The organism is Candidatus Rickettsiella viridis (genome assembly GCF_003966755.1).
Classification (GTDB): domain Bacteria; phylum Pseudomonadota; class Gammaproteobacteria; order Diplorickettsiales; family Diplorickettsiaceae; genus Rickettsiella_B; species Rickettsiella_B viridis.
On the sequence record NZ_AP018005.1, the window covers coordinates 592,752 to 614,349 of the forward strand.

At 40.3% G+C, this 21,598-nt stretch carries 23 protein-coding genes; 14 read left to right on the forward strand and 9 right to left on the reverse strand.

All coding sequences use genetic code 11. From position 1 onward, the window contains the following. The first annotated feature begins 87 nt into the window (after positions 1 to 87). The 7 genes from mraZ (at position 88) to fumC (ending at position 7,616) form a co-directional block, all read left to right on the forward strand. Entirely contained in the window at positions 88 to 543 is a 456-nt protein-coding gene (gene mraZ, locus DMP02_RS02755) for a division/cell wall cluster transcriptional repressor MraZ (protein ID WP_126322560.1), read from the forward strand. A gap of 30 nt (positions 544 to 573) precedes the next feature. Further along, positions 574 to 1,509 (forward strand): 16S rRNA (cytosine(1402)-N(4))-methyltransferase RsmH, encoded by a 936-nt coding sequence (rsmH, locus tag DMP02_RS02760; protein ID WP_126322561.1) that lies wholly within the window; start codon positions 574 to 576, stop codon positions 1,507 to 1,509. Further along, complete coding sequence (ftsL, locus tag DMP02_RS02765) at positions 1,506 to 1,853, forward strand: cell division protein FtsL (RefSeq protein ID WP_126322562.1); 348 nt, start codon at positions 1,506 to 1,508, stop codon at positions 1,851 to 1,853. The genes rsmH and ftsL overlap by 4 nt, the downstream gene beginning before the upstream one ends. A 15-nt stretch (positions 1,854 to 1,868) precedes the next feature. Next, positions 1,869 to 3,617, forward strand: a complete 1,749-nt coding sequence (locus tag DMP02_RS02770) for a peptidoglycan D,D-transpeptidase FtsI family protein (RefSeq protein WP_126322563.1) — start codon at positions 1,869 to 1,871, stop codon at positions 3,615 to 3,617. A gap of 142 nt (positions 3,618 to 3,759) precedes the next feature. Continuing rightward, on the forward strand, positions 3,760 to 4,986 hold the full coding sequence (locus DMP02_RS02775; protein WP_126322564.1) for a hypothetical protein: 1,227 nt from the start codon (positions 3,760 to 3,762) through the stop codon (positions 4,984 to 4,986). A 129-nt stretch (positions 4,987 to 5,115) separates the two neighbouring features. After that, positions 5,116 to 6,096, forward strand: a complete 981-nt coding sequence (gene epmB / locus DMP02_RS02780; RefSeq protein WP_126322565.1) for an EF-P beta-lysylation protein EpmB — start codon at positions 5,116 to 5,118, stop codon at positions 6,094 to 6,096. Between the two features lie 137 nt (positions 6,097 to 6,233). Continuing rightward, positions 6,234 to 7,616 (forward strand): class II fumarate hydratase, encoded by a 1,383-nt coding sequence (gene fumC / locus DMP02_RS02785; protein ID WP_408608710.1) that lies wholly within the window; start codon positions 6,234 to 6,236, stop codon positions 7,614 to 7,616. A gap of 9 nt (positions 7,617 to 7,625) precedes the next feature. Here the strand turns inward: fumC and DMP02_RS02790 are convergent, their stop codons facing one another. The 4 genes from DMP02_RS02790 to DMP02_RS02805 all read right to left on the reverse strand — a co-directional run bounded on the left by DMP02_RS02790 (position 7,626) and on the right by DMP02_RS02805 (position 8,857). After that, complete coding sequence (locus tag DMP02_RS02790) at positions 7,626 to 7,976, reverse strand: hypothetical protein (protein WP_126322567.1); 351 nt, start codon at positions 7,974 to 7,976, stop codon at positions 7,626 to 7,628. A gap of 41 nt (positions 7,977 to 8,017) precedes the next feature. Further along, positions 8,018 to 8,392: a hypothetical protein gene (locus DMP02_RS02795; RefSeq protein ID WP_126322568.1), complete on the reverse strand. Its 375-nt coding sequence runs from the start codon at positions 8,390 to 8,392 to the stop codon at positions 8,018 to 8,020. Continuing rightward, positions 8,367 to 8,582, reverse strand: coding sequence for a hypothetical protein (locus DMP02_RS02800; RefSeq protein WP_126322569.1), 216 nt, complete (start codon positions 8,580 to 8,582; stop codon positions 8,367 to 8,369). The genes DMP02_RS02795 and DMP02_RS02800 overlap by 26 nt, the downstream gene beginning before the upstream one ends. 62 nt (positions 8,583 to 8,644) lie before the next feature. Then, the gene (locus DMP02_RS02805) at positions 8,645 to 8,857 is read right to left on the reverse strand and encodes a hypothetical protein (protein WP_126322570.1); all 213 of its coding nucleotides are present in this window, start codon (positions 8,855 to 8,857) and stop codon (positions 8,645 to 8,647) included. A 385-nt stretch (positions 8,858 to 9,242) separates the two neighbouring features. On the opposite strand from DMP02_RS02805, the gene DMP02_RS02810 reads away from it, so the two are divergent. Next, positions 9,243 to 10,313: a protein kinase domain-containing protein gene (locus tag DMP02_RS02810; RefSeq protein ID WP_126322571.1), complete on the forward strand. Its 1,071-nt coding sequence runs from the start codon at positions 9,243 to 9,245 to the stop codon at positions 10,311 to 10,313. A 33-nt stretch (positions 10,314 to 10,346) separates the two neighbouring features. Here the strand turns inward: DMP02_RS02810 and dapF are convergent, their stop codons facing one another. The 3 genes from dapF to lptM all read right to left on the reverse strand — a co-directional run bounded on the left by dapF (position 10,347) and on the right by lptM (position 12,709). After that, positions 10,347 to 11,183, reverse strand: a complete 837-nt coding sequence (gene dapF, locus DMP02_RS02815; RefSeq protein ID WP_126322572.1) for a diaminopimelate epimerase — start codon at positions 11,181 to 11,183, stop codon at positions 10,347 to 10,349. A gap of 117 nt (positions 11,184 to 11,300) precedes the next feature. After that, positions 11,301 to 12,566, reverse strand: a complete 1,266-nt coding sequence (lysA, locus tag DMP02_RS02820) for a diaminopimelate decarboxylase (protein WP_126322573.1) — start codon at positions 12,564 to 12,566, stop codon at positions 11,301 to 11,303. Positions 12,567 to 12,568: 2 nt separating this feature from the next. Then, entirely contained in the window at positions 12,569 to 12,709 is a 141-nt protein-coding gene (gene lptM, locus DMP02_RS02825) for an LPS translocon maturation chaperone LptM (RefSeq protein WP_126322574.1), read from the reverse strand. Positions 12,710 to 12,806: 97 nt separating this feature from the next. Between lptM and DMP02_RS02830 the strand changes: the two genes are divergently transcribed. From DMP02_RS02830 to DMP02_RS02855, 6 genes are all read left to right on the forward strand, one after another. Continuing rightward, positions 12,807 to 13,481 (forward strand): alpha/beta fold hydrolase, encoded by a 675-nt coding sequence (locus DMP02_RS02830; protein WP_126322575.1) that lies wholly within the window; start codon positions 12,807 to 12,809, stop codon positions 13,479 to 13,481. Positions 13,482 to 13,529: 48 nt separating this feature from the next. Further along, positions 13,530 to 15,323 carry a translation elongation factor 4 gene (lepA, locus tag DMP02_RS02835; RefSeq protein ID WP_126323488.1) on the forward strand — a complete coding sequence of 598 codons (1,794 nt, stop codon included), beginning with the start codon at positions 13,530 to 13,532 and terminating at the stop codon, positions 15,321 to 15,323. Positions 15,324 to 15,346: 23 nt separating this feature from the next. Beyond that, entirely contained in the window at positions 15,347 to 16,123 is a 777-nt protein-coding gene (gene lepB, locus DMP02_RS02840) for a signal peptidase I (RefSeq protein ID WP_126322576.1), read from the forward strand. 168 nt (positions 16,124 to 16,291) lie between these two features. Continuing rightward, entirely contained in the window at positions 16,292 to 16,984 is a 693-nt protein-coding gene (gene rnc / locus DMP02_RS02845; RefSeq protein ID WP_126322577.1) for a ribonuclease III, read from the forward strand. Between the two features lie 86 nt (positions 16,985 to 17,070). Next, positions 17,071 to 17,991 carry a GTPase Era gene (gene era, locus DMP02_RS02850; RefSeq protein WP_126322578.1) on the forward strand — a complete coding sequence of 307 codons (921 nt, stop codon included), beginning with the start codon at positions 17,071 to 17,073 and terminating at the stop codon, positions 17,989 to 17,991. A 149-nt stretch (positions 17,992 to 18,140) separates the two neighbouring features. Continuing rightward, positions 18,141 to 18,965, forward strand: a complete 825-nt coding sequence (locus tag DMP02_RS02855; protein WP_126322579.1) for a hypothetical protein — start codon at positions 18,141 to 18,143, stop codon at positions 18,963 to 18,965. Positions 18,966 to 19,125: 160 nt separating this feature from the next. On the opposite strand, the gene DMP02_RS02860 is transcribed toward DMP02_RS02855, so the two are convergent. Together DMP02_RS02860 and DMP02_RS02865 are read right to left on the reverse strand one after the other, a co-directional pair. After that, positions 19,126 to 19,572 (reverse strand): DUF721 domain-containing protein, encoded by a 447-nt coding sequence (locus DMP02_RS02860; protein ID WP_126322580.1) that lies wholly within the window; start codon positions 19,570 to 19,572, stop codon positions 19,126 to 19,128. A 2-nt stretch (positions 19,573 to 19,574) separates the two neighbouring features. Then, the gene (locus DMP02_RS02865) at positions 19,575 to 21,533 is read right to left on the reverse strand and encodes an APC family permease (RefSeq protein ID WP_126322581.1); all 1,959 of its coding nucleotides are present in this window, start codon (positions 21,531 to 21,533) and stop codon (positions 19,575 to 19,577) included. Positions 21,534 to 21,598: the final 65 nt, after the last annotated feature.

Here is a 21,598-nt window from a genome sequence, read left to right on the forward strand (position 1 = left end):
CAAGTTCTTGACAACCGGTGTTCCTACTTCCTATAGTGTAATAAGGTGACAAAAAGTGGAAAAATGTGGCAAAAAGTGGGTTAAATTATGTTTCGGGGTATAAATTCTGTGGTGCTCGATGCGAAAGGCCGGGTTAAGTTACCGGCACGCCATCGACGATTATTGCCTACCGATAAAGCTCTCGAAGTAGTGGTCACCATTGATACAGAATCTCCTTGCCTCTTACTTTATCCCATTCAAGAATGGGAGCTGATAGAGGAAAAGTTACAGGCTTTGCCGAGCTTCAACCCGGCAGCTAGACGTATTCAGCGTTTATTAATTGGACATGCGACGGATCTTGAGTTAGATACGAACGGACGGATTTTACTGCCGGCTCTTTTAAGAGATTATGCCCATATAGACAAGGACATTAGAGTGATCGGACAGGGCAGAAAATTAGAGTTGTGGAGCGCGAAGGAGTGGGATGAGTACCGCGCGCGATGGATTGTGGAGGCGATAAAGCCAGGGGATTTACCCGATGAGTTACAGTCATTAGCGTTATAACCACTCATGTTTGATAGTGTGAATTTTTAAATGCAGATAAAAGAAGAACATCAACCGGTCTTACTTGAGGAAGTGATAGAACATTTAGCGATTAAGCCAGATGGAATCTATATAGACGCGACCTTTGGGCGCGGCGGGCATACACGGGAAATATTAAAGCATTTAGGGGGAAAAGGGCGTTTATTCGTTATTGATAAAGATCCAGCAGCAGTGGCTTATGCGAAGCAACACTGGGGGCAGGATCCACGTTTACAGATTTGTGCAGGTTCCTTTTCGAAGATTGGGGAAATAGCAAAAGCCAATAGGATAGTCGGTCAAGTCGATGGGCTTTTATTAGATTTGGGTGTCTCTTCGCCCCAATTAGATCAGGCCGAAAGGGGATTTAGTTTTTTGCGGGATGGGCCATTGGATATGCGTATGGATCCGAATCATGGGATCAGCGCTGCACAATGGCTGGCTTGTGCAAGAGAAAAAGAAATAGCGCAAGTATTAAAGGACTATGGTGAAGAACGGTATGCAAAGCGTATTGCGAAGGCTATAGACGCAGCGCGTCAACAAACACCAATAACGACAACGGTTCAGTTGGCAGAGATTGTAAAGCGAGCTCATCCTCGCTGGGAACGGCATAAACATCCGGCTACGCAAACTTTTCAAGCAATACGGATTTGGATCAATAAGGAATTGGAAGATTTACAAACGTGCTTAGAGCAAAGCTTAGATATTCTTAGCATAGGCGGACGTTTGGTGGTTATTAGTTTTCATTCCTTAGAAGACCGAATCGTTAAACGTTTTATTCGTAAGCATTCAAGTGAACCGGCTGAATTAAAACGCTTAGCTATCATACCTACCGAATGGAGACCACGGCTTAAAAGCCTCGGTCGCGGAATTAAATCAGATGCGCAGGCGATCGCAAAGAATCCACGATCACGTAGCGCGGTGTTAAGAATTGGGGAGAAATTATTATGAATGTGGCGGCACGTGCACTTGCCCAAAGTCCTTTGACCTGGGAACAAGGACAACGCTGGCGGTGGAGAATTTCTTTACAGATGATGGGCATTATTTTGTTAATGCTGGCTGTATTATCCTCGGCATTGTCAGTGATTTATGTTAAAGCTTCACAGCGTAATTTGTATAGTGAATTGCAATCGAGCCAACAAGAACGCGATCACTTGCAAACAGAATGGAGTCAGTTATTACTGGAAGAAAATACCTGGGCTGCACCGCTACGTATACAGGCATTGGCACAGCAAGAGCTGGGAATGCAACTTCCGCACACCAAGGCAACCGTATTATTAACACAGCCTACTTAGGATTGATGCGATTTCATGGGAGTGCGAAACTTACATTCAGCGAGGCGTACTTCATCAAATAATCGTTGGCGTTTAGGGGTTGTTGTCTTGATATTGCTGATCATTGCCTTCGGTTTGATTGCTAGGCTGATTGATCTCACTATTATTAACCGGCAATTTTTGCGTAAGCAAGGTAATGCAAGAACGGTTCGAAATTTAGTGATTCCTGCGCATCGTGGCATGATTCTAGATCGTCACGGTGAACCTTTAGCCATTAGTACCCCGGTTAACGCCGTTTGGATTTATCCTGCTTCCTTTAGTCCTAATTTTACTCAACTACACTCATTGAGTCAGTTATTACAAATCCCTGCACAAACGATTCGAGAACAAGCACGGCGTGCGCAAGATAAAGAATTTTTATATTTAAAACGCGGACTTAATCCGAGCTTAGCTAAGCAAATTAAATTACTTAAAATCCCCGGTGTTTTTTTACAAGATGAATATCATCGTTACTATCCAGAAGGGCCTGTGATGGCACATGTGGTTGGATTGACGAATGTGGATGATAAAGGTCAAGAAGGTTTAGAGCTTGCTTACAATAATTGGTTAGAAGGTCGTTCGGGTTTAAAAAAAGTCATTAAAGATAGGTTAGGGCGTGTTATTGCGGATGTACGTTCTATACGGGCACCTCAGCCAGGACATGATTTACAACTGAGTATTGATAAACGAATTCAATATATTGCTTATAGAGAGCTTAATACGGGGGTTGAGAAGTATCAGGCTGACTCGGGTTCGGTCGTGGTTTTAGATGTAAAAACCGGCGAAATTTTAGCCATGGTTAATTCGCCTTCCTATAACCCGAATGATCGCATCACGAGTCAAGATGGTCGTTATCGTAATCGGGCACTCACGGATTTATTTGAACCAGGTTCGACGATTAAAAGCTTTAGTATGGCCAGTGTATTAGCTAGCGGGAAATTTACCCCCAGTAGTCAAGTGGATACTTCGCCGGGATGGATGATCGTCGCTGGTAAACGCATCATGGATGAACATAATAATGGCGTGATGGATTTGACAAAAATATTGCAGATTTCAAGCAATATGGGTATGTCAAAATTGGTTTTATCGCTGCCTGCGGATAACCTTTGGCGTTTGTTACACGAGGTTGGTTTTGGTCAGCTCAGTCAAAGCGGGTTTCCAGGTGAGCGAACCGGTAGTTTGCCGAATTTTAGGGTATGGAACCCTTTTGTTTTAGCGACTTTGTCATTTGGTTATGGTCTTTCAGTAACCGCACTACAATTAGCACAGGCTTATGCCGTATTAGCCAACGGGGGGATTAAAGTTCCGGTTACTTTCCTTAAAATTCAAGGACAACCACCCGTAGGACAGCGTGTTATAGCGGCTAATATTAGTCGAGAAGTATTAGATATGTTGGAAACGGTGTTAACGAAAGGTGGTACGGCGCCGTTGGCACGTGTACCGGGTTATCGTGTCACCGGAAAGACGGGTACTGTGCGTATAGTAGGTGCGCAAGGGTATGAAAAACATCGTCATAATAGTATTTTTATTGGTATAGCGCCGGCAAGTCATCCACGTTTAGTGGTGGCGGTCGTGTTACATGATCCCAAAGGGAATGCCTATTACGGTGGTTATACGGCAGGACCTATTTTTTCTCATGTGATGTGTAACGCCTTGCACTTACTCAACATTGCACCTGATGATTTAGCCAGCTTAAATCAAACGCCCGAAAAAGTGGTGTTGCCACCAAAAGGGATGGTTGATTAATCCATTCCTGTGATCATTCATTGTTAAGTATGGGCTACTCGAGTAGATGATTTATTATTATCTTAATTGTTTAGCTTGATTAGGATAGTCATGGTTCTAGCGGTGATAACGAGTATAATCCTATGCGAAATAGGGAGGATGTATGATTCGTTTTTTTAATAAATTTCTCGGGGCATTACTACGTTTACTTGTTTTTACACCATTTTTTATGTTGGCAATGGTATGTGTGCCGTTGCTTTTCTTAGATAGATTGCTACAACGCCGTCCTATGGATGCGTTTTTAGAGTTAATGAGGTTGCCACTTAAAATATTATTTTTACTCGTGATGGGGTTACAAACGTTTTCCAATGGTTGGGCGATGGGTTTAGCGGCGCTTGTGAGCACGTTGACGGTACGCATAAAGAATTTTTTTCATTATGAAATCTGGACTAATGCTGACTTTTTCCTTTCAACTGACCTTCTCTCCGAAGAGATTATTAATCATTATGAAGGACCACTGTTTGGTTATTTAATACGAAAAATTATCGCATTATCTCTTCCCTACGAATTTTTCAAAAGTTATGAATCCTTTCACGAAAGCCCACATAATTCTGATTCAACACGCGACATAAATGCGGTCTATACTGCGCTTAGGGATAGCTATGAAAATAGATTATGGCAGCAAGCTAACAATGTAGAGCAAAAGATTAATGAATTTTTACAAATGAGGATAAAAAATGCGGTAACGCCAGAAGAAATAAAATTTGCTAAGGCGGCAGAGAATTGTTATAGACAGTTTAAAGAAAATTTTAGCGGTAATTATTTAACGGTTGCTTTGGATGTAGCGAGTGCGCCTAGACCACTATGGACTTTATATCTGGTATGGATGGCTCTGGAAGAAGAAGCCACTGAAGAGCAATCGGTACAACTGAAAGAATGCCTTGCTTCTTTCATGACTCACATACAAAGGGGTGTTTACCGCAGCCATAATCCGACTGACACAGAAATATATATTGAAGATCAGCCTGAATGTTCTACTAGTGCAGTAGCCATTTTACTGGAAGTGCTCAAGTCATTGCCGAACTCTAGATATAAATTAGCCTCTCCCAAAATAGACGGTGTACAACGTCTACGAGAATTAATTCATTTAAAGCTTAATGATAATTATAACGTTAGAAATCATTTATTTGTACCTCTAGGCTCTATTGCGCCACCTATCGCTGAGGGGAGTTTCAAGAAGCTAGAGAAAAGGGCCCTATCACACTATGCGCGTTTTCTGGTACAAACACCGCAAGGAAATCGTCTGCTCAATAGCGCTGCCAATTTAAATGATGAAGATATTCAAGCAACGGTTGATGCAACACTCGATGAATGGAGGCCTAGACCTTGAGTTGCAGAATAATGGGCTATTGATAAACAGACCTGCATTGGTCATGATGCGAACCTAAAAATAAAAAATCAGTTAAGCCGAGGGAGTTGCTTAGCTTTAGAGTCCTTAAAAACGCATCATTATCAACTTATGCAACAAAATTGGCAGTCCGCCCTTAAAGACGTTATTACCAGTCCAGCAGAATTGCTAGACGTATTAGGCTTAAATTCCAGCTTATTAAGCGCTGCAGAGCGGAGTGCGAAATTATTTCCTTTGCGTGTGCCTAGGGGTTTTGTTTCACGTATGCAGAAAGGGAATCCGGATGATCCCTTGCTAAGACAAATCCTGCCTTTAGTGGAAGAGGAAACTATAGTGCCGGGTTTTAGTCCGGATCCATTGAATGAAACATCGACGAATCCTATTCCCGGGTTATTGCATAAATATAACGGTAGAGTATTAATTCTAGTAGCCGGTGCTTGTGCGATTAATTGTCGCTATTGTTTTAGACGTCATTTTCCTTATCAGGAGAATATTTCAGGCGGAAAAAGCTGGGCGGCTATTTTGGATTATATCGCCGCTGATCCCAGTATTTATGAAGTTATTTTTAGTGGCGGTGATCCGTTATTAGCCAATGATAAATATTTAGAAAAATGCATACATGATTTGGCAGCGATTGCGCATTTAAAAACCTTACGTATCCATTCACGTCTGCCGATTGTATTACCTCAGCGAATAACAGCGGATTTCGCAACTATTCTGACCGCCACACATTTGCAAGCCATCATGGTGATTCATTGTAATCATGCGAATGAATTGGATGATTCAGTGGCTATAGCAATTGATTACTTACGACAAAAAAAGATCGTTGTGCTCAATCAATCGGTTTTATTACGCGGGGTAAATGATTCGGTGCAAACCTTGATTGAATTGAGCCAACGATTATTTGCGCTTGGTGTTTTACCTTATTATTTGAATTTATTAGATAAAGTCCAAGGCGCGGCTCATTTTGAAGTGAATGAAAAACACGCTAAATCTTTAGTGAAGGGTATGCGAGAAAAATTATCCGGCTATTTAGTACCTCGTTTAGTAAAAGAGCAAGCAGGTGCAGCCTTTAAATTACCCTTATTTTAATAACTATGGACCCTGGCTTTCGCCAGGGTGATGATCCTTGGGTAGTTATTTAAAGTGACGAGCAAATAGCATACAATAGCGCTGAAAAATGTTAGCTGGTCCACGTTAATAGGTGTTTTATGTCAACAACTCCAGGAATGCGACGTGAAAAAGATAGTATGGGTTTTATCGAAGTCCCTGCCGATCATTATTGGGGCGCGCAAACACAGCGTAGTTTGCATCATTTTGCCATTGGCAATGATAAAATGCCGTTGGCGGTTATTCATGCGTTTGGCATTCTGAAAGAAGCGACCGCTAAAGCGAATAATGCCTTAAAGTTATTGTCTGACGAAAAAGCTAAATTAATCATACAAGCGGCGCAAGAAGTGAAATCGGGTCAGCATGATAGCGAATTTCCGCTACATGTGTGGCAAACCGGGAGTGGTACGCAAAGTAACATGAATGTGAATGAAGTTATCGCTAATCGTGCGATTGAGTTAGCCGGTGGTAAGCGTGGCAGTAAAGATCCTATTCATCCCAATGACGATGTCAATAAATCACAATCATCCAATGATACCTTTCCTACGGCGATGTATATCGCAGCGGCACTAGCGGTAGTAAAAAAATTATCGCCCGCGTTAATAGCGTTGCATGAGGGATTGATAGAAAAAGCTAAAGAATTTAAGGACATCATTAAAATAGGTCGTACGCATTTGCAAGATGCGGTGCCTTTAACCTTAGGCCAAGAATTTTCAGCGTATGTGGATCAATTAGAGGTCGCAAGACAAGCCATTGAGCTTTCATTGCCGGGACTTTATTCCTTAGCGATTGGTGGCACAGCCGTGGGTACCGGACTTAATACCCATCCAAAATTTGCCGAACTTACGGTAGAGCATATTGTTAAAGAAACCGGATTACCGTTTATTTCGGCCAAGAATAAATTTGCCGCGTTAGCGTCTCACGATGCTTTAGTATTTGCGAGCGGCGCATTAAAAACCTTGGCGTGCGCGTTAATGAAAATAGCAAATGATATTCGTTGGTTAGGTTCAGGACCACGTTGTGGTTTAGGTGAGTTAATTTTGCCGGAAAATGAACCCGGTTCTTCGATCATGCCGGGCAAAGTGAATCCTACCCAATGCGAAGCAATGACTATGGTTTGCGTGCAAGTGATGGGGAACGATGCAACGATTACCGTGGCCGGTAGCCAAGGAAACTTCGAGTTAAACGTGTTTAAACCGCTCATGATTCATAATTTCTTGCATTCGATTGATTTATTAAGTGACGCTTGCCGTTTATTTAATCAGCATTGCGTTAAGGGATTAAAGGCGAATGAAGCGAGAATTAAAAGCTTTTTAGATAATTCCTTAATGTTGGTGACCGCATTAAACCCCGTTATCGGCTATGACAAAGCGGCTAAGATTGCCAAGAAAGCATTAGCAGAGGGCACTAGTTTACGCGAAGCGTGTGTAACATTAGGTTATTTAAGCGCAGAGAAGTTTGATGAGGTGGTAGACCCTAAAAAAATGTTAGGGCCTGCTTAAAGGATAGATTTATGGCTTAGCGATGCTTCTTACTCTATCACACGTTGTAAGATTAGTTGGTAAGGTTTCTATGCGGTTTTCTGCATTGGTTACTAGTTCATAACTAATAACACGATTTTCTGATATTACTTCTAATATCCTTTTTAATATTGACCTAATAAACTCAGGCAAAGGAAAGAGGCTATCGGCAATAGACAAAGTCTCATCCACATTAAAGAGTTTACTGACAAAAGAGTAAGGTCTATGCATACACAAGATTTTTTTGTTTTTTTCAACAACACGTTTAACCGCATCTAGGGTTTTGCTTAATGGTTCTTTGGCTTGGCTATGAGCTTGGTATGTCTGAACAATCTCCATCAATGCGATTGCTTTATTTTTAGCGAGCTGAGAAGATTCTTGCGCTAACGTTTCACTGTAGAGGCTTTAATTTTAGATATTGATTCAATAAATTGATTTAATTCTTCATCTCTATGAATTTTTTTATTAATTATTAAGCTGGCTTTTGGAATTTTCGCTAGCACACTAGGACATTCATTAAGATAAAGAATAGTATGTAGTGATGCTAACGCAGAGTTAGTTAGCTCGTTGATTTTTTTATTACGATGTATGGCTGCCTTTATTTGAGGAGAAAGATCGGTAAATCGATCATCAATCGAGAATAAAGTGGTATTGTTTTCAAGTGCATTCGCAATTTCGATTAATGTATCGTTGGTTATTATTTTAGTATTAAATCTAATTGAGGTTAATGTGCTATTTTTTTTTAAGCATTTTAGCAACAGCTTGTGCGCCCGAACTATTAATTCGAGTGGCCTTAGAAAGGTAATGAAGATTAAGATCGATAGAAATTAAACTATTATTCTTTTCCAGCACTTCCATAATAGCGATAATCGATTGATTAATCTCCTTTTGATCTTTATAAAGGCCACCCAGTTTAAAAGAAATTAATTTAGTATTTTCTTTTAGCATTGTACTAAATGCTTTAACTATAGCATCGGTTGGCGAAGGAAAACTATTAAATTTAAGGGTAGTTAACGCGTTATTTTTTTAAAAGCTGCAGTAATCAAGCTAATAAGATGGGTATTATCAAAATCGTTAGAGGAAGGGGGAAATTGAATATAAAGATCAAGGTTAGTTAAAGCGGAATTATTTTTGAGCGCTTCAGAGAACGTTTCAATAACACTAAAATTATAATCCGTACTTTCCGTGAAGCGTAGTTCCATCTCTTTTAGTAGGGGAAACATCACGTATCTCTGCCATTGGTATACCCTCTTCTTATTTTATGACAAGTTAAGTCAATATCATATCACATTGTGAATTCCATACCATTACACGGGTAAATCCCCATAATTTTCAGAACTTTTAATATTTTTCACTGTTTTCGTGCATAAATATTAACTATCCAGGGAAATTTAGCTATGTTTTCTCGGTATTTTCAAACAAAAGTGAAAAAATCATTATTAAACCCAGTTAGGCTTTGAATTCTGATTCAGGCCTTATCCCTTATATATAAAGGGGTTATAGCCCGATTGCCCTGAGTTAACTATTAAGCGACCTTTTTGTATTTAATTTTTATTTAATAAATAGTCTTTATAATCAATTTTTTTGATATAAAATAAGAATAAAATAATGCCCTCAATAGATTCTGCTGTACTGGCTAAACGTTTAGTCTCCATGCAGCCTGGTAATACACTATCCGGCCTTACATTGGATATCACCGATGAGACAGGGAATCGTATTACTTTAGAAAATGCATCAATCCTTTGCAGAGAACGCCATTCTACTAAAAAAGATCCAAACAAAATAAAACGACTTGGTTATCGTTTTGAAGTCTTTACTCATGAGTGTTTGGGGCGTGGTGATTTTGGTCAAATTCATCCTATCAGTGCAACCCTTAAGCTCAATGAACAAGGTCGTATCGAGATAATAAAAAGCGCTAAACAACGTGTCCTCAAAATCTTATTTAATCCAACAAGGTTCGAACCGGATGAAACCGACATCGGCGTAAATATTCCTTACTTGCATATGAAGCCGTCTATTAAAAAAAGACGTTATATTGTTATGCGAAAAATACCTGGAAAAACACTTGATAAACTATTATATAGTCCTGATATAGAAAATTTACCTGAAAAAACTAAGCTTTTACTTCTAATTGGTTTATTGGAAACGTTACAAAACTTACACAAGCAAAATATATTTCATAATGACCTCAAGCTCGATAACATTATCGTGAATTTTGAAGCAGGTCTTTTACCAAAGCTTTATATCATCGACTTTGGTGCTGCTATACAGCTAGGTCATAAAGACTATCAAGCTTCAGCAGCTGATATAAATGACATCATAAAAATTTTTCATGAAACAGCCAGGGCTTTGAAAATTGATAATCTTGAGCTAAACCAGCTTATGGATAATATGATCGCTTGCTTATCCCCCCATCTTGTATTACAAAATACAATTGATAAATTAAGGGCTATTTATTCAAGCTTATTAGAATCCAACAAAGTAACGATAATCACCATAGAAGAAACAAACAAACCAGAGAAAACAGAAAATAAACTCACCATGGATCCCAATAATCTCTCAGGAATAGTTTATTCAAGCGTACAATTTTTCAAGAAAATGATTAGCTATTCTCTAGAGAATAGCTGCTCCTCAGAGACTAATTCACATAATAAGAATTACCTCGGCGGTTTGGTATAAATGTGCGCAACTAAAATAAGTAATGCTTATCTTTTAAGAACAATCAATTTCGCCTTCAGAAATCGCTGCGCCTTTACCCGTTAATAGTACCGATGCGCCATTGCCTGGCCAGTTCACTTGAAGTTGGCCGCCGGGCAAATGCACATCTACTTTCTTTTTAAGCCGGTTTAGCAAACGACCCGCAATAACAGCCGCGCACGCGCCGCTGCCACACGCCTGTGTTTCGCCTACACCCCGTTCGTAAACACGTAAATCAATGCGTTTTGGATTGATTATTTTCATAAATTCCACATTAATCCCTTGTGGAAAATAAGGATGTGGCGATTGATTGAGGTAATCACCGAGTTCTGCGACAGGTGCTGTTTCTAAATTATCAACTTGTAGTACACAATGTGGGTTTCCTAAGGAGAGAATACAACCATCAAAAGATCCAAACGGTGTTTCAAGTGTATGAATAGGACCTCTGGAAAAACCAGTAAAGGGAATTTTTTCAGGCGTGAAAATAGGTGTACCCAGATTGGCGGTGATTTGATGATCGTTAGCTAATTGTAACTCTATAAAACTGGTTCGGGTGGCAAGACGAATATGGTTTTCTTTTGATAAGTTTTCGCTAGCTAGAAATTGTGCTACACACAGTGCGCCATTGCCGCATTGTCCTACTTCGCTGCCATTGGCATTAAAAATACGATAATAAAAGTGTGCTTCTTTGTGGCGAGATTTTTCTATCAGCAATAATTGGTCGAACCCCATATCGCTACGTGTCGCCCATTCGCGTATTAATTTGGTATTGGGTTTAAAGGTTTGATTGACACCATCGATAACAATAAAATGATTGTTAAGTAAATGCATTTTTTTAAATGTGATTTTCATGGCGTTAATTTAACAGTTTTAAAAAAAATCGTTATTGCGATTGCCACGCACTGCGCGCTCGCAATGACGGAAGACGCGCGGCAATCTAGTTACATATTCTCCTGGATTGCTTCGTGCCTACGGCACTCGCAATGACGGGTAGACATGCTCATTAGCCCATAGTTGTTCTATCGTTTCACGCGCACGAATCAAGCTGATTTTAGTGTTATCAACCAGCACTTCGGCGCTTCTAGGTCTAGAATTATAATTGGAACTCATAGAAAAACCATAGGCACCACTATCAAGAATCGCTAGATAATCACCGGGTTTAATACGCAATAATTTATCTTTGCCTAAAAAATCACTGCTTTCACAGATGGGGCCTACGACATCATAAATAGTTTCATTTAACTCAGGGTGTAAGTCTACTTCTTTAATCGTCTGTTGTGCTTGATAGAGCGCGGGGCGTAGCAGATCATTCATTCCCGCATCCACAATCGCAAAGTGTTTATCTGCATGGCGTTTTAGGTATTCAACGCGTGTGACGAGAATACCGGCTTTAGCGACTAAAGCGCGTCCTGGTTCTATTACTAAACGCAAATGACACTTGCTTTGTGTTAGCGTTTCTAACATGGCTTTGCAATAATCTTGTGGTGTGGGAACGGTTTCCTGGTTATAAGAAATACCCAGGCCGCCACCGATATTAATGGTTTGCAAGTTAATGTGCTGTTCTTTTAACTGTTCAACTAGGATTAAAAGGCGCGTGATCGCCTGTAAAAAAGGTTGCAGAGTGTTTAATTGTGAACCTAAATGACAAGCAATGCCCTGAATTTTTAAATGTTTTGATTGTGCGGCTAATGAATAGAGAGCGAGTGCATTGTGTTCGCTGATGCCAAATTTGTTGTCTTTGGTGCCCGTTGTAATATAGGGATGGGTATTGGCATTAATATCCGGATTAATGCGTAACGCGATAGGTGCGATACGGTTTAATACTTTTGCTTGAGTTTCGATGCGTAATAATTCCTCATGTGATTCTACATTAAAGCAGCCAATATCTGCTTCCAAGGCCTGTGTAATTTCGTCAATGCTTTTACCGACACCGGAAAAAACACTTTTTTTAGCGTCACCACCGGCTTTGAGAACACGCGCCAACTCTCCACCCGAAACAATATCAAAACCAGCGCCTTGTTTTGCTAAGAGGGATAAAATACTCAGGTTAGAATTGGCTTTAACCGCATAGCAGATTTGATGCGGATAAGGCATGAGTGATTCAGAAAAAGCTTGCCATTGTTTGATTAATTCAGTCTTGGAATAAATATAACAGGGCGTGCCATATTGTTGTACAATCTGCGCGATTGGAATATTTTCTAATTGTAAATGCTGGTTGATATAGCGTAAGGACATTGTTAAAGCACAGTTTTAGAAGGATGACGTGGCACATAAACCGGTGGTTTTTGATCGGGTAAATAGAGCGGACCCATTTGACCGCAAGCGGTCAAAGAAAGAACAATTAAAAAAGTGACAAGCTTTAAACTATTTTTTTGCATAGCAAATTTCCATGGTTTTGGGTATGGGAAACTGTGAAATTCCTAGTATATACTCATATATAAAGTGAGAGACTTTTATTTTAAGAGGTTTAAGAAGATGGAAAATACTAACTCATTATCTTATGAAGAAGTCAATCCGCTATCAAAGCCCTCAGCTAGTATTATTTGCTTGCATGGGTTGGGTGCGGATGGGCATGATTCTGCTGCTATGGCTAAAGCGGTTGCAATTGGAACCGGCGTTCGTTTTGTATTTCCGCATGCGCCAGTGCGACCTATCACCTTGAATGGGGGAGCACCGATGCGGGCCTGGTATGATATCCATGGCTTAACCTTTGATTCAACGGAAGATGAGGAAGGAATTCGAGCAGCGGCTAAAAGTCTTTTTGAGCTGGTAGAAAAAGAAATCCAGCGCGGCATCCCTGCTAAGCGTATTGTGTTGGCTGGATTCTCTCAGGGTGGGGCGATGGCTTTATATACAGCATTACGTTATCCCCATGCCTTAGCGGGCGTGCTAGCGTTATCGACTTATTTACCCTTACATCGCTTTTTAGCAGAAGAAGCCAGTCCTGCGAACAAAACAACACCTATCTTTATGGCGCATGGTGATGCAGATGAGGTTGTCCTTCCAGCTTTAGGTGAGTTTTCCTATAACTGCTTGAAGGAGCTCGCTTATCCGGTGCAATTTAATCGTTATTCTTCTATGGGTCATAGTATCTCTCCCGAAGAGCTGAGGGATATTACACAGTGGTTGCAAAAGCATTTACAAAAATAAGTTAAAAAACGTTATACTCCGCCTCATTAACAACAGGCGGCACTTTTGATGCAACGAATTCGTAATTTTTCTATTATCGCGCATATAGACCATGGAAAATCTACCTTATCGGATAGGTTAATCCAGGTCTGTGGTGGTTTAAGTGAGCGGGAAATGTCCGCGCAGGTCTTAGATTCTATGGAGTTAGAACGAGAACGCGGGATTACTATCAAAGCACAAAGTGTGACGCTTTCCTATCAGGCTAAGGATGGTCAAAATTACCAGTTAAACTTTATTGATACACCTGGCCACGTTGATTTCTCTTATGAAGTATCGCGCTCACTAGCAGCCTGTGAAGGGGCATTGCTGGTCGTGGATGCGGCGCAAGGTGTGGAAGCACAGACGGTTGCGGTATGTTATACCGCGCTTGAGCAGGGTTTAGAAGTGCTGCCGGTGTTGAATAAAATCGATTTACCGCAGGCAGATGCCGATCGTGTCATCCACGAAATTGAAGATATCATTGGTATTCCAGCATCCGATGCAGTCAGAGTGAGCGCAAAAACAGGATTCGGTGTTGATGAATTACTAGAGCGATTAATTCAGGTCATACCCCCACCCGAAGGCGATCCAACAGCACCTTTGCAAGCATTGATTATTGATTCTTGGTTTGATGCGTATTTAGGCGTGGTATCGCTGGTGCGTATAAAAAATGGTTGTTTGAAGGTCGGTGAAAAAATTCAGGTGATGTCGACTGGGCGTTCTTATATCGTTGATAAGTTAGGCATTTTTACACCCAAGCGTCAGGAACAAACACAGCTTAGTGCAGGTGAAGTGGGCTTTATTATAGCGGGCGTCAAAGATATTCATGGTGCGCCAGTAGGCGATACCCTGACGCATACCGCCAAACCAGCTACGCATGCATTACCGGGATTTAAACGCGTTCATCCACAAGTGTTTGCGGGTTTATTTCCAGTGAATGCTGAAGATTTTAGTGAGTTTCGCGAAGCATTGGAAAAACTGAGTTTAAATGACTCTTCGCTCTTTTATGAACCAGAAACTTCAGAAGCCTTGGGTTTTGGGTTTCGTTGTGGCTTTCTTGGCTTGCTGCATATGGAGATTGTGCAAGAGCGTCTAGAGCGTGAATATGATTTGGATTTAATTACTACAGCACCTACAGTGGTTTATGAAGTGATTAATACGCGTGGTGAAACCTTACGCATTGATAATCCAACCGATTTACCCGCGGCTAATCTGATTCAAACCATGCGCGAGCCGATTGTGCTAGCTAATATATTAGTGCCACAAACCTATCTAGGCGCCGTGATAACGCTTTGTAATGAACGGCGAGGAACACAAACTAAATTACATTATACAGGCAATCAAGTATCGGTCTCTTATGAGCTACCGATGAGTGAAGTCGTACTCGATTTTTTTGACCGTTTAAAATCTTTAAGTCGCGGCTATGCGTCACTGGATTATCACTTTATTCGCTTCCAAGAAGCGGACTTAGTGAAGCTGGACATTCTAATTAATGGTGATAAAGTCGATGCTCTAGCGCTCGTGGTGCATCGAAGCCAAGTTCAGTATCGTGGTCGTCAATTAGTCGAGCGGCTTCGAGAGCTTATTCCGCGACAGATGTTTGATGTGGCGTTACAGGCGGCGATTGGTGGCCATATTATTGCCAGAGAATCTGTTAAAGCGTTGCGTAAAAATGTCTTAGCCAAATGTTATGGTGGTGACGTATCGCGTAAGAAAAAATTACTGGAGAAGCAAAAAGCCGGTAAAAAACGTATGAAGAAAGTAGGGCGGGTGGATATTCCGCAACAGGCTTTTTTAGCGGTTTTACAACGCGATAAAAAATAATCAACAACCCAAAGAGTTTTATTATGAATTTTGAGCTTTTATTAAGTGCCGTGGTAATAATAAGCGGTGTGATATTTTTACTGGATGTATTAATCTGGGCGCCACGACGCAAACGCAGAAATATTGCCCACCCTTCTAAGCTCATTGAATACTCACGTTCTTTTTTTCCGGTGTTGTTATTGGTATTACTCTTGCGTTCTTTTTTAGCAGAACCTTTTCGTATTCCTTCGGGTTCAGAAAAACCCGATTTACTCATTGGTGATTTTATTGTCGCTAACAAGTTTGCTTACGGCATACGTTTACCCGTATTGCGCCATAAAGTGATTGCAGTAGGTGAACCTAAGCGTGGCGATGTGGTGGTATTTTTATGGCCGCGTGATACATCGATCTACTATATTAAGCGTGTTATCGGTTTGCCGGGTGATGTCATTAGCTATAAAAATAAAATTTTAACTATCAATGGTTGCCCCGCATCGCAAACCTTATTAGGTAAAGCTAGCGATCATGATCACAAAGGTGAGCTAAGGTGGCCAGTATTACTGAATGAAGAAAATTTATTAGGTATAAAACATCCTATTTATCTTCGTCCCGATCAACCCGCGGATGATTTTTCCGTAAAAGTGCCTGCAGGCAATTACTTTATGATGGGCGATAATCGAGATAATAGTTATGATAGTCGTTATTGGGGATTTGTTCCTGAAAAAGATTTAGTGGGTAAAGCGATGTGGATATTTCTTAGCTGGGACAGCGAACATAATAGGATGAGGTGGCAGCGTATCGGTTCACGTATCAGCGCCTAACCTTCGTCTTTTGTTTTATTTCTGTGTTGGGCGCGCTTTTTGAATGCTCATGTACTCGCATGTACACTCCGCTTCTCAAAGCTTGCCCGCCTTGAACTAAAACAAAATACTTGGTTATGCGGTTTTTATGAAGCTGTTGGCAACAATGTTTTTATTGTTAGAGAGGTTATGGTGAGATCAGAAGTAGCCACGCTATGTAAACACTTAGGATATCAATTTAAAAATCCTGAATTATTGGAAGACGCATTGAGCCATCGTAGTTTTCGCGGTAATAAAAATAACGAGCGTCTAGAATATTTAGGGGATGCGGCACTTAATTTTGTGATTGCGGCGGCTTTATTTAGGCAAAATATTCGTGCACGGGAAGGCGAATTAAGTCGTTTACGTGCGAATCTGGTTCGTGGGGAAACATTAACGGATTTAGCAAAAGAATTTGAATTAGGAAAATATTTACGCTTAGGGGCAGGTGAATTAAAAACCGGTGGCGCGCAACGTAAATCCATTTTAGCCGATGGTATGGAAGCTGTCGTGGGTGCTATTTATTTGGATGGTGGGTTTGCAGCATGTGAAACCTGTATTCTGCGTTGGTATGAAACACGCTTAGAAAATGTAGAATCATTACCTGATTTAAAAGATCCTAAAACCCGCTTACAAGAATATCTACAGGCGCGTAAGCTGCCTTTACCTCTTTATACCGTGTTAATGTTAGAAGGGCCTGCACATCAACAGATATTTAAAGTGGAGTGCCAAGTCAATGGATTGCCAAATAAAGCGATAGGCATAGACAGTAGTCGTCGACGTGCAGAACAAAAAGCGGCGGAAAAAATTTTAGCGGAATTAGAATCCGCTTCTGAACTTTAAAAAAATTATGAAAAATAATCTAAAGATACTCACAGTAATGGGATTTTCGGCAAGGCGCCGCGAGAATGAAGCCACGGAGTGTATACATGATACATGAGGATGGCGAATTGAGTGGGAACACCGCCGAAAATTCTAGTGCGAAGAGTAAAACGCGTTGCGGTACCATTGCGATCATCGGGCGACCTAACGTCGGTAAATCTACGTTACTGAATAAAATTTTAGGTGAAAAACTTAGTATCACCTCTGCAAAACCTCAGACCACGCGTCAGCAAATTTTAGGCGTGAAAACACAGCAAAATACACAATGGATCTATCTTGATACGCCTGGATTGCATCAACAAACCGAACACCGTTTAAGTCGAACCATGGTTCGCGAAGCGATTAATTCCTTAGCAAAAGTCGATGTGATTGGATTTGTGATAGAGGCGGGTCGATGGACTGCTGAAGATGATGCTATTTTGCAACGATTGAAACAGCAAGAACATCCGGTTATTTTGATTGTTAATAAAGTCGACAAGATTAAAGATAAAGCGCGTTTATTGCCTTTTTTAAAGTCTTGTTATGAAAAAATGTCATTTTTAGCGGTTATTCCACTGTCTGCGCAAAAGGATGATAACGTAACAGCCTTGGAAAAAACTATTGCCGAGCAATTGCCTTTCGCTGAATTTGTTTATCCGGCGGATCAATATACCGATCGTAATCAACGTTTTTTAGCGGCTGAATTTATTCGTGAAAAATTGATGCGTTCTTTATATAAAGAACTTCCTTATTGGCTTACGGTTGTTATTGAAGAATTTAACGAAGAAAAAAAACTTATCAAAATCAGTGCGGTTGTTTTGACTGAGCGTCCTGGTCAAAAAGCGATTATTATCGGAAAAAAAGGTGAGTTATTAAAAAAAGTCGGTACAGAAGCGCGTTTAGATATGGAACAATGTTTCGGTAAAAAAGTATATTTGAATTTGTGGGTTAAAGTAAAAGCCGGTTGGGCAGAAGAAAATAATGATTAGATTGTTGCTCAAAATAATGACTTCACTATAATTTATTTTTTTATTATTTGATCATGTTGTGATATATTTTTTAAGTATAATGAGGAAAAATAAAATATAAATTTACAGGCTTAAAACAGGATTTTTTCTCCTTTAAATAAGATAAGCTTATGCCATCAAAAATAGTGACTTTACCCAAATCCTATAGAAAATATCTTGGTTATTATTATGACCGGGTAATTTTGAGTAATAGAGGTAAGCATGCCGTTGTCCGTTCTTTTGTGGTACTTCCGGGTATACAAATTAAGAAAGTTAGTCCGGGTATAAAAAAAGTAAAAGTAATTCTAAAAGTTTCTATTTATTCAATGGCATTGCCAATTTATTCTCAATCGGATCAAGGTAAAGCAACCTTACTAAGCGCTTTACATGCTTTGCAATCGATTTCTCGTATTTCTCTTACGGATGAAAATAACGCTGAAGCTAAGTGTATGGCTGAAGCGATTGCTAAATCGCTTAGCGATTATTTACGATTTGATGATGAAAAGTATTTTTATAAGTTTTATATCCTGAATACCATGGCCTGGATGCTATCAGGGTCGCCTGTAGCTATTGCATTATTGGCTAGTTTCTCTATTTCCTTTGTGTCTGCACTTTACTTAATGATGCTAGTACCTGTAGTCGCTGCGTGTTTCGGTTTAGTGACAGGTTATATTTCTAATCAGGTATCCGCCTCTAGACGGCTTAAAATGACATATGAAAAATTAATCGCAGCCATTGACAGGGTGAACAAACATGACAGGGTGAGGAAACAGAAATTAGACGTTATTGAAGAAGTGTCGTCGGTTTCTAGTCTAGAGTTACCTAATAACACTGATCAATTAAAATTTTCTCAATTTAAGCAAGGTGTATTCTGCACCGCCTTTCAGCTTAAGCCTTCTGAGGGTAGTATTACTGAAGCTGAGGCAAAAATTTCTCTACGTGGTGTAGCCACGTAAAATATTATTTTAAGCGTATTTTATTTTTTAATAAATGAATGAAATTGAAAACAATAATTCATTATTGTATATAAATATTATGTTGATTTATTGGTATTTCTGTTACGCTGAATAAGCTTGAGTAAACGTATATTTTTTCGCTTAGAAATTGATTTATCGATTAATTATTTTCTGATAATCGAATTAAGGCTTCTTGTAATTGCTTCATTCTAATCGTTAGCGCCGTATTTTTCAGTAGCTGTGCACTATGATCAGATAAAACCAGCGCAAACCGGTTACGTGGAGAAACTGTTTGGGAATGCGGTTGAATATACCATTCAATGTGTTTTAAGCTATTCAGCGCGGTGTGTTTGACTAATTTTTTGCTTAGATCAGGAATGAGATAACGTAAACGTGTTACCCAAGCGGCATTATCCACTTCTATCACTAAACAACCTTCGCGGAAGTTAGCAATGCGACTATGCTGCGCTAAATCAGGCCAGCTTTTTTGCCATATATCGTTCAGTTGATTGAGCTGTAGCACTTTTTTTTGTATAAAGCCCAAGATACTTTGCGAATCTTGCTGATTTAGAATCGTATCAAGTGTTTTTTCAGGAATGGGTTTCATGCTTAATCTATTTTCATCGGTAAAATAACCAGCTGTGCGCCGAGTAAATGTAAACGACGCTGTAAGGTAACAGCGGTTTCATTATGTAAAAAACGCGTAATCCAATTATCTTTTGAAAAAATTAATTTACTCGCAAAAAAGATAGAGTTGGGAAATTCTTTCATAATTTTTTTAGATAATAGGGTTAATTTTTCGGTTGGATCCGTGCCAAAAGCAACCAGACCTTTCGCAGCTAAGCCTTGTTGCTGGCAATAATTGACAAAATAATCGAGCATTTTGTTAGATGATTCTTGCATGGCGGTTAATTCTTTTTTAGCGCTGAAACTTTCTACATCGACAATACCTACATTGAGAAAAATAAAATTTTTAAAATGTTCTGGGAATGATCGTAATATCCATAATAAATTATGTAAACCAATGCCGCGATGTTTTCCGACCATAATGACGGCAGTGGCTTCAGAAGGTTGTAGGGGTGTGACCACCTGCAGTGTTTTAAGTGGCGCACTGGTCATGAGCAAATCAATTTCATGCAGTTTTTTATTAACATGCGTGTAATGTTTTTTTATCAGTAAACACACGCCAATCACAAGACTGGTAATGACCACCGTTACCCAACCGCCAAAGGTGAATTTAGAAATCAGGGTGACGATTAGGATGCTGACGGTGACAAAAAAAGCAAACGCCGAAAAGAATAAACGCCCCAACCAACGCGGAGACGCTGCACTGCGCTGTGTTACCCAATAGACGCATAATCCTAATAGAGACAGCGAAAAGGTTAGAAACACATTCATACTATAAAGGATGACCAACCACGAAACACGCCCACCGCTTAACCAGAGAATGAGTAAGGCGGCAAGACCAAACACAATAACACCGTTTTGTGTGACTAAACGACTGGAAAGATGACGAAAACGATTCGGTAGCCAACTATCAACCGACATATTTGCTAAAACACTGGGCCCGGCTAAAAACCCGGTGTTAGCACCGACTAATAAAAGACCGGCTTCTAATAATAAAGTGATCATCAGCAGGATGTGACCCAGACTGGAATCGCCTAATATTTTATGAAAAACAACCGCATTTAAGGTTTGTCCGTAGACAGGCTGAGCATGCCACAGCAGATAAAGCAGGATAATTCCACCGGCGGTGAAGCTTAAGGAAAGTGCCATATACAGCATGGTCCACTTTCCTGTTTGTACGCGGGGCTCCGCTAATCGATTAACATTGTTTGAAACGGCTTCAATCCCGGTATAGGTTCCGCTTCCTAATGAATACGCGCGTAATAATAAAGCAATGACAAATAGCCAGCCGGCTTGATGCGATAAATTCAAGGTATTGTTAACGGTATCGGAAACGACGGCAGGCAAACCGCTTTTATGCGAAACAACGCCATAAATAATTAAAAAGAAGTGTGTAATGACAAAGCCTAAAAAAATCGGCATCAAGACTTTAATAGATTCTTTCATGCCACGTAGATTCAGCGTAATCAGTAAAAAAATAATGGCGGCTTCAGTTAATAATTTATAATCTAAAACGGCGGAAGGAAGTAAGCTGAACAAGGCATCGGTGCCACTGGCAACGGAGATAGTGATGGTCAATACGTAGTCAACGATAAGTGCTGCACCTGAAACCAATCCCGCATGTGGACCTAACAATTGTGTGGCTACTTTATAGCCACCGCCACCGCTGGGAAATAGTGCAATGACTTGATTGTAGGCCAAAGCAATAATAAAGACGGTTAGGATGGTTGCAATCGCAATATAAAGGGCTAAGGATCCATAATGGGGGCCTAAGGCAATAAACGCTTCTTCAGGACCGTAACAAGAAGAGGAGAGACCGTCCGCACCTAAGCCTACCCAGGCCAAAAAAGCGACGAGTGCAATATGCCGTTGCGCATCTGGGTTTAAGGGGTTACGAGGTTTCCCAAGTAAAAAACGAGTCAATCGTTGGAAAAGTGTCATTCTAGTGAAGACAATAAGAGGTTGAGACTACTATAGCGCTTTCGCTTTTCTTTTTGAAGCCTGAG